Here is an 8,450-nt window from a genome sequence, read left to right as displayed (position 1 = left end):
GGGGCCGCTCCCGGGAGCGGCCCCGCACCGGAGCCCACTCTCGCCTTCGTGCTGTGCGCCGCTGTCGCTCACCTCACTGCCGGACCTCCGACCGGTTGATCGCCTCCCGTCCCTTGCGGAGGGAGGCGAAGACGAGGGTGAGGACGGTGCCGGCCAGCGCCCACGCGGCGAGTACCAGCAGCGGGCCGAGTACCGCGTTGCCGTGGAAGTACGCGATCGAGCGCGACACCCAGGTCCCCGCGCCCGGCGGGAGCGAGGGGCCGATGGCCTGCCAGAAGGGCGGCAACAGGGCGTAGGGGAAGGCGCCGCCCGCGCTCGGGTTGCCGGCCACGACGATGACCAGGATCGTCAGGCCGATGCCGACGATCCCGGCCATCCCCTGGAAGGCGAACGTGGCGGCGCCCACCGCGAACACGATGAGGGCCCCCAGCCCCCACAGCCCGTACACGCTGCCCGGCAGCGCGCCGAGGATCGGGCCGACGACGATCGCCCCCGCCAGCCCGGTGAGGATCGAGTACAGGGCGAGCGCCCCGAGACGGATGGCGGCCCGCCGGACGGTGAAGGGCCGGGCCCCGTAACTGATCGCCAGGATCGCGGCGCACAGGTAGCCGCCGACGCACCAGCCGACCACCAGGTAGAAGGACGACAGGCCGCGGGCGTCGTTCGGGTCGGCCGGGACCACGTCCTCGGTGCGCACGGTGCGCTGCTGCGCCTTCTCGGCCTTGGTGACGACGGTCTCCACCGCCTGGGAGAGCGCGGTGCCCGCACCGCCGGCGACGAGCAGCCGGTCCGTACGGCCCCGGGGATCGACGATCAGCGCGGCGTCGAGGTCGCGGTGCTTGAGCTGCCGGACCGCGTCGGCCTCGGTCGGGGCCGTGCGCGGGTTCAGCGGGGAGCCCGGCAGCCGGTCGAACTGCTCTACGACCTGGTCGCCGACCTGGGCGGGGGCGACCACCGCGAGGGGGATGTCGCGCGGTTTGGGGGAGTGGAAGGCGCCCGTGTACGAGGCGATGAACAGGGCCGTCAGGGCCAGTACGCCGATCATCAGCAGCGCCGCCCGCACGCTGACCGCGTCCTTCAGCTCCTGCAGGAAGGTGGTGCGGCTGCCGTTGTCCCCGTGGTCCGCCGTGGCCATGTGCCACTCCTCGCCCAGTCGTCCGGTGGTGGTGTGCGTCCGGTGGTCGGTATCCGGTGGTGTTTCCGGTTCGTGTCCGTCCGGTGGTCTTTCCGGTGGTGTTTCCAGTGGTCTTTCCGGTGGTCTTTTCGGTCTGCGTCCGCCCGGTGGTCTGCCGGTGGTCCTTTTGCTCTGCCGGTGATCCGTCCGTCTTGGTGCCTGCGGGTGATCCAGCTTCCGCCCGTTCAAACAGAGATTTGTCCGATAACTCCCACATCTTGTGATGCGCGGCGTGGGAGCGCAGGCCGGGCGGGCTGTTCGGCGCAAAGGGGGTGCCGGACGGCCGATTCCTGGGGCGTTCGGAGGGGTGGGGTGTCCCCGGGGTGGTCGCCGGAGTGGGGTGGTTGGGGGGAGGTGGCAGTCGGGGATGACCGAGGCTGTTCGAACGCTCCGGAAGGGTGGAGGGGGCGGTCGAGGCCGTTCGAATGCGTCGAAAGGGCGCAAAGTCGAAAGGGCGCAAAGTCGAAAGGGCGCAAAGGGGAGCCGGGGCGTTCGAACGCCCCGGAAGGGGAGGTGGGTGAGGGAGCTGGAGGTGTCCGAAGTTCTGGTGAGGCCGGGGAAAGGGCGGAGGTGTTCGAACGCCGTTCGGACGCTCACGGCGCCGTGGGGCCGCCGTACCAGGTGGGCGGCAAGGTGGCGCCCGTATCGGCATTCGTACGGACGTTCGAAAATCGCTTATGGTGGGAGAACGGGACGGGGGAGACAGGACCGGTCAGGGGGTGTTCGAACGGCAGGAGGCGCGGATGCCAGGCTTCACGCATCTGCACGCCGCGTCGGGTTTCTCGATGCGGTACGGCGCCTCGCATCCGGAGCGGCTGGCCGAGCGTGCCGCCGAACGCGGCATGGACGCCCTCGCGCTCACCGACCGGGACGGCCTCTCCGGCGCCGTCCGGTTCGCCAAGGCCGCCGCCGAGGCGGGCGTCCGCCCGCTGTTCGGTACGGACCTGGCGGTCCGGCCGGCGCCGGAGCCGTCCGGGAGCCCCCGCGCCGGTACCGTCCGGCGGCGCACCCCCGTGCGCGGCGGCGCGTTCGTCGACGAGTCGGCGGCCCGCGCGGTCTTCCTCGCCCGGGACGGCGCGGCCGGCTGGGCCGCGCTGTGCCGGCTGGTCTCGGCCGCGCACGCGGGCGGCGGCGAGCGGCCCGTCCTGCCGTGGGATGCGCTGGCCGCGTACGCCGACGGGGTGACCGTCCTGCTCGGGCCCGACTCCGAGGTGGGGCGGGCGCTGGCCGCCGGGCGTCCGGACCGGGCCGCCCGGCTCCTCGCGCCCTGGCGCGAGCTGTACGGCGACGCGCTGCGCCTGGAGGTCGTCGACCACGGCCGTACGGGCACCGGCCCCGGCTCCCTCCGGCTCGCCGCCCGCACCCTCGGCTTCGCCGTCGAGCAGGGCGTCCGGGCCGTCCTGACCAACGCCGTCCGCTACGCCGACCCCGGTCAGGGCCCGGTCGCCGACGTGCTGGACTCCGCCCGCCGCCTGGTGCCGGTGGACCGGCACCGCCCCGAGGCGCGGGACGGTGGCGAGCGGTGGCTCAAGGACACGGACGCCATGACGCGGATCGCCGGGCGGGTCGCGGAGGCCGCCGGCCTGGGCCGCGGGACCGCGCACCGGCTGCTCGGCATGACCGAGGAGACCGCGGCGGCCTGCCGGGTGGACCCCGAGGACGACCTCGGGCTCGGCACCGTCCACTTCCCCGAACCGGGCCTGGTCGGGGCCGCCGGACGCACCGCCTCCCGGGTGCTGCGCTCGCGCTGCGCCGCCGGGATGGTGCTGCGCGGCTACGACCGCGACCGCGCGTACTGGGAGCGGATGCACCACGAGCTGGACATCATCGACTTCCACGGCTTCGCCTCGTACTTCCTGACCGTCGCCCGGGTCGTCGAGGACACCCGTGACCTGGGCATCCGGGTCGCCGCGCGCGGCTCCGGCGCCGGGTCGCTGGTCAACCACCTGCTCGGCGTCGCGCACGCCGACCCCGTCGCGCACGGGCTGCTGATGGAACGCTTCCTGTCCACGCGGCGCGCGGTGCTGCCGGACATCGACATCGACGTGGAGTCCGCGCGCCGCCTGGAGGTCTACCGCGCGATCTTCGACCGCTTCGGCGCGGAGCGGGTGGCGACCGTCGCCATGCCCGAGACCTACCGGGTCCGGCACGCCGTGCGGGACGTGGGCGCGGCGCTGGGTATGGACCCGGCCGAGGTGGACCGGCTGGCCAAGTCCTTCCCGCACATCCGCGCCCGGGACGCGCGGGCGGCGCTGGCCGAGCTGCCGGAGCTGCGCGGGGTGGACGCGTCGGCGCACCCCGGGATGTGGGAGCTGGTCGAGGCGCTGGACGGGCTGCCGCGCGGCGTCGCCATGCACCCGTGCGGGGTGCTGCTCTCGGACGCGACGCTGCTGGACCGCACGCCCGTGATGCCGACCAGTGGTGACGGGTTCCCGATGGCGCAGTTCGACAAGGACGACGTGGAGGAGATGGGGCTGCTCAAGCTGGACGTGCTGGGCGTGCGGATGCAGTCGGCGATGGCGCACGCGGTCACCGAGATCCGGCGGGCCACCGGGCGCGAGGTCGATCTCGACGACCCGGCGCAGGTGCGGCCGGACGACCCGGCCACGTACGAACTGATCCGCTCCACCGAGACGCTGGGCTGCTTCCAGATCGAGTCGCCGGGCCAGCGCGACCTGGTGGGACGGCTCCAGCCGGCCACCCTGCACGACCTCGTGGTGGACATCTCGCTGTTCCGGCCGGGCCCGGTCGCGGCCGACATGGTGCGGCCCTTCATCGCCGCCCGCCACGGCCGCGAACCCGCCCGCTACCCGCACCCCGACCTGAAGGAGGCGTTGCGCGAGACCTACGGCGTCGTGGTGTTCCACGAGCAGATCATCGAGATCCTCCGGATCATGACCGGCTGCGACCGGGGCGAGGCCGACGAGAAGCGGCGCGCCCTCTCGAAGCCGGAGTGGCAGGGCCGGGCCCGTGCCTGGTTCGTGGAGCGGGCCGCGGCCCGGGGGTACGCGCCCGAGGTGGTCGCGCACACCTGGGAGATCGTCGAGGCGTTCGGCTCGTACGGGTTCTGCAAGGCGCACGCGGTGGCCTTCGCGGTGCCCACGTACCAGTCCGCCTGGCTGAAGGCCCACCACCCGGCGGCCTTCTACGCCGGGCTGCTCACGCACGACCCGGGGATGTACCCGAAGCGGCTGCTGCTGGCGGACGCGCGGCGGCGGGGGGTGCCGGTGCTGCCATTGGACGTGAACCGGTCGGCGGTCGCTCATCGAATCGAACTGGTGTGCGGGAAAGAAGGGAAAGGCGTGTGGGGGCTGCGGCTCGCGTTCCGGGACGTGCACGGGATGAGCGAGGCCGAGGCGGAACGGATCGCGGCCGGACAGCCGTACTCCTCGCTCCAGGACTTCTGGCAGCGCGCCCGCCCGGGCCGCCCGGTGGCCGAACGGCTCGCCCGCGTCGGCGCTCTGGACGCCTTCGGCGCCAACCGCCGCGACCTGCTGCTGCACCTCGCCGAACTCCACGCCCGGCAGCGCGGCGCGTCCGCGGGCCAGCTCGCGCTGGTGGACGGCGGCACCGCCGAGGAGGCCGCGGCGGTCGAACCGATCGGCCTGCCTGATCTCAGTGACGTCGAACGGCTCAGCGCCGAGCTGGGCGTCCTGGGCATGGACGCCTCCCGGCACCTCATGGGCGACCACCGGGAGTTCCTCGCCGAGCTGGGCGCGCTGTCGGCCAAGCGGCTGCGCGAGGCCCGGCACGGTGAGACGGTGCTGGTCGCCGGGGCCAAGGCGGCCACCCAGACCCCGCCGATCCGTTCCGGCCGCCGGGTCATCTTCACCACGCTCGACGACAGTACGGGCCTGATCGACTGCGCCTTCTTCGACGACTCCCACGCGGCCTGCGCGCACACCGTCTTCCACTCCTGGCTGCTGCTCGTCCGCGGCACGGTCCAGCGGCGCGGACCGCGCAGCCTCAGCGTGGTGGGCGCCGCCGCCTGGAACCTCGCCGAGCTTGCCGAGCTGCGGCGTGAGGGTGGGTTGGCCGCGGTTACCGAGCGGTTGGCGGCTGGGGGCGGGGCTGGGAATGCGGACGGGGACGGGGGCGTGGATGTGGACGTGGACGGGGGTGTGGTCGGGAACGTGGTCGGGAGTGCGGGGAGTGGGATGGGCGAGGGCGTGCCTGGGCCTGGGCCGTCTGCTGGTGCCTCTGTTCCGTCTGCCGGTGTGCCTGCTCCGTCCGGCGGTGCGTCCGCTTCGTTCAGCGACGCGTCCGCTCCGTCCGCCGCCGTGCCCGATCCGTTCGGTGCCGTGCCCGATCCGTTGGGTGCCGCGCCGGTTTCCGGTGATGGCGGGCCTGCCCCGGGCTCCGGCTCCGGGCGGACCATTCGGCTGGAGACCGGTTACGAGTTGCACCCGTGGGCCGATCTGCGGCCCGCGGGTGAACCCGCCCTGCCCAGCCGCAAGGTGATGGGGCACTACAGCCCGGGGAGCGCGGGATGACCGCCGCCCGGAGGACGTACGACACCGACACCGATGCGGGTAGCGGCACCGGTATCGACGCGGCCCTGTCCCTCCCGGCCGGGTTCCGGCGGCGCGCGGCGGGGACGGCCGCGTCCGCTGCCCGGCCGGGTGCCGGGCCGGCCGTCGCCACGTCAGGGGCCCGGCCGGTCGCCAAGCCGGGGGCCGGGGCCGCCGTCGCGTCCACCGCCTCCGCTCCCCTCCGGGGCGCGCCGGGGACCTTGTACGTCCGCTTCCGGGGCGACGGTGACGCACCTCTGGGTGAGGAGACCTACGCCCAACTGATCGAGCTCTTGGAGCAGTTCACCCCCGTCGTCGAGGCGTTGCCGCCGGACGCGGCGCTGGCCGACACCCGTGGCGCGCAGCGGTACTTCGGGCGGGACGCGGCGGGGATCGCCGAACTGGTCCGGTTGCGGGCGCTGGCCTGGCACGGCGTGCGCTGCACCATCGGGATCGCGGCCAACCCGTCGCTCGCCCGGATGGCGGCGCAGGCCGCGCCCCCGGGTGAGGTGCGGGCCGTCCCCGCCGAACCCGAGGCCGTCGCCGCCTTCCTGGCCCGCAAGCCGGCCGCCGCGCTGCACGGCGTCGGGCCCGCGACCGCGCGCACGCTGTGTTCGTACGGGCTGGACAGCGTGGGCCGGATCGCCGCCGCGCCGCCCGCGACGCTCCAGCGCATCCTGGGCGCGAAGACCGGCCGGACGGTGTACGAGCGGGCGCGCGGGGTGGACCCCACGCCGGTCACCCCGAACGCGTCCGCCCGCTCGATGGGCGCCGAACACCGCTTCCCGTACGACGAACTGGACGAGGAACGACGCCGCCGCGCGCTGCTCACCCTGGCCGACGACCTGGGGTCCCGGATGCGCGGCGAGGGCCAGGTGGCCCGCGCGCTGACCCTCACCGTCCGCTACGCCGACCGCTCCACCACGACCCGCACCCGGCGGCTGACCGAACCCACCGCGCACGGCCCCGCCCTGACCGAGGCCGCGTACGCGCTGCACGCCGCCCTCGGCCTGCAACGGGCCCGGGTGCGGGCCGTGGGGCTGCGGGCGGAGGGCCTGTGCCGGGCCGAACTCGCCACCCACCAGCTCATGTTCGACCCGGCGGACGACAAGGCGCGGCGCATCGAGGCCGCCGTCGACCGGGCGCGGGCCCGCTTCGGCGAGGCCGCGGTACGCCCGGCGGCGAAGTTGGGGTGAGGCCGCCCTCGGCGGAACCGGGGTGAGGCGGGGGAGGGGCGTGGTGGAGCCGGAGTGAGGCGGTGGTGGCCCGTAGTGAAGAACTTGCAGCACATCATTTAGGATGTCTTCACGTTTTATTTACTACTGACATGCGAAAAAGTAGGTCATCGCTTATGAAGTTGTCCCGCGTCTCGTCCCTCGTCGCGGCTGCCGCCCTCGCGCCGGCCGTGCTGTTCTCCTCACCGGCGTTCGCCGCCGAGGCCGCCCACGACCCGGCCGTGTCGGCGCCGGACAAGGGCGCGGACGAGAGCGCGGACGAGACGGCGGGGAGCGCGTCGGGGGAGCGTACGGACAAGGAAGAACCGGTCCGGCGGGACGAGGGCGCGGGCAAGGCCGCGAAGGACACGCGGGACGACGACGAGGACGAGTACGCGGACCCCGTTCAGCGGGACCGGGTCGCCATCGCGCGGATCATCTCCGTCGCCGACCGCGGTTCGTGCCTCGCGGAAGCGGGGCAGGCGGCGCTGAACGGCTCGCGCGAGGACCAGGTCCGCTTCCTCAAGGAAGGCCAGTACCAAGCCCGCGAGGTGGACCGCCGGATCGCCATCTCCCGGATCATCTCCGTCGCCGGGCACGGGACCAAGCTCCGCGAGGAAGCGGTGAAGGCGCTGCGGACCGGTGACCCGCAGGTCGAGGAGGACTTCCTCAAGACCGGTCAGTACCTGGCCCGTGAGGCGGACGACAGGGTGCGCTGCATGCGGATCGCCAGCGTGGGCGGCCCGTCGGTGCGAGAGGCCGCCCAGAAGGCGATGGACGGCGGGATCGAGGCGGTCCGGCAGTTCCTTGCCGTCGGCCAGTACACGGCCCGTGCCCTCGACAACCGGGTACGGGCCGCCCAGATCGTGTCCGCCGGCGGTCCGCACGTGAAGGAGGCCGGCGAGAAGGCCCTGAACGGCACCCCCGAGGACGTTCAGCGCTTCCTCGACTCGGGCCGGTTCGAGGCCCGCGCCAAGGACGAGGCGGACGAGGCGGCGGCCAAGAAGAAGCACGACGAGGACGCGGCCAAGAAGAAGGACGAGGACGCGGCCAAGGCGCACAAGCCCGCCGCCGGTAAGGGCGGCAAGGGCGCGGACCGTGAGGGCGGCACGCCTGGCGCCGGTGGACAGGAGAAGTCCGGTGAGTCGGCCGGCGCGCGGCCCGTCACCGCCAAGGTTGCGGACCACGGGACCGTCACTGCCACCAACTCCCAGCTCGCCGCCACCGGTGCCGACGGCGCCCTGTCCTGGGCCGCCGGTGGCGGGGTTGCCGCGCTCGGTGGCGGTGTGGGCCTGGTGCTCGCGATCCGCCGCCGGGCCAGGGACGAGAGCTGAGGATGACGGGGGTGGGAGCCGGTCGCGGTCGTCCTGCGGGCACGGTCGCCGCGTCCGCCCCCGACGAGGCCGGTCGGGCGGGTTCGTTTGCGACCCGGCTCCCGGGCATGTGACGGCCGGACGGACGGGCCGCCGTGTCCGGCGGTTTCGCGCCCGGGCCCACCACGGACGCGGAAGCACCCCGGCATCCGCGCCCACCGGCCCGCACCCCGCCGCC

4 protein-coding genes are annotated in these 8,450 nt (G+C 74.2%); 3 read left to right on the top strand and 1 reads right to left on the bottom strand.

Annotated elements, in window-relative coordinates; genetic code table 11:
- Nucleotides 1-73: 73 nt before the first annotated feature.
- Nucleotides 74-1,135, bottom strand: coding sequence for an ABC transporter permease (locus tag ABZX96_RS37775; RefSeq protein WP_355554134.1), 1,062 nt, complete (start codon nucleotides 1,133-1,135; stop codon nucleotides 74-76).
- A gap of 782 nt (nucleotides 1,136-1,917) precedes the next feature.
- Between ABZX96_RS37775 and ABZX96_RS37770 the strand changes: the two genes are divergently transcribed.
- The 3 genes from ABZX96_RS37770 (at nucleotide 1,918) to ABZX96_RS37760 (ending at nucleotide 8,233) form a co-directional block, all read left to right on the top strand.
- The gene (locus ABZX96_RS37770) at nucleotides 1,918-5,667 is read left to right on the top strand and encodes a DNA polymerase III subunit alpha (RefSeq protein WP_355554131.1); all 3,750 of its coding nucleotides are present in this window, start codon (nucleotides 1,918-1,920) and stop codon (nucleotides 5,665-5,667) included.
- Entirely contained in the window at nucleotides 5,664-6,881 is a 1,218-nt protein-coding gene (locus tag ABZX96_RS37765) for a helix-hairpin-helix domain-containing protein (protein ID WP_355554128.1), read from the top strand. The genes ABZX96_RS37770 and ABZX96_RS37765 overlap by 4 nt, the downstream gene beginning before the upstream one ends.
- 155 nt (nucleotides 6,882-7,036) lie before the next feature.
- Nucleotides 7,037-8,233, top strand: coding sequence for an ALF repeat-containing protein (locus ABZX96_RS37760; RefSeq protein WP_355554125.1), 1,197 nt, complete (start codon nucleotides 7,037-7,039; stop codon nucleotides 8,231-8,233).
- Nucleotides 8,234-8,450 lie beyond the last annotated feature (217 nt).

The organism is Streptomyces sp. NPDC003077 (assembly GCF_040611095.1).
Taxonomy (GTDB): domain Bacteria; phylum Actinomycetota; class Actinomycetes; order Streptomycetales; family Streptomycetaceae; genus Streptomyces.
The sequence above is the reverse complement of the archived record's forward strand: the minus strand, read 5'-3'. Positions and strand labels throughout refer to the sequence as shown.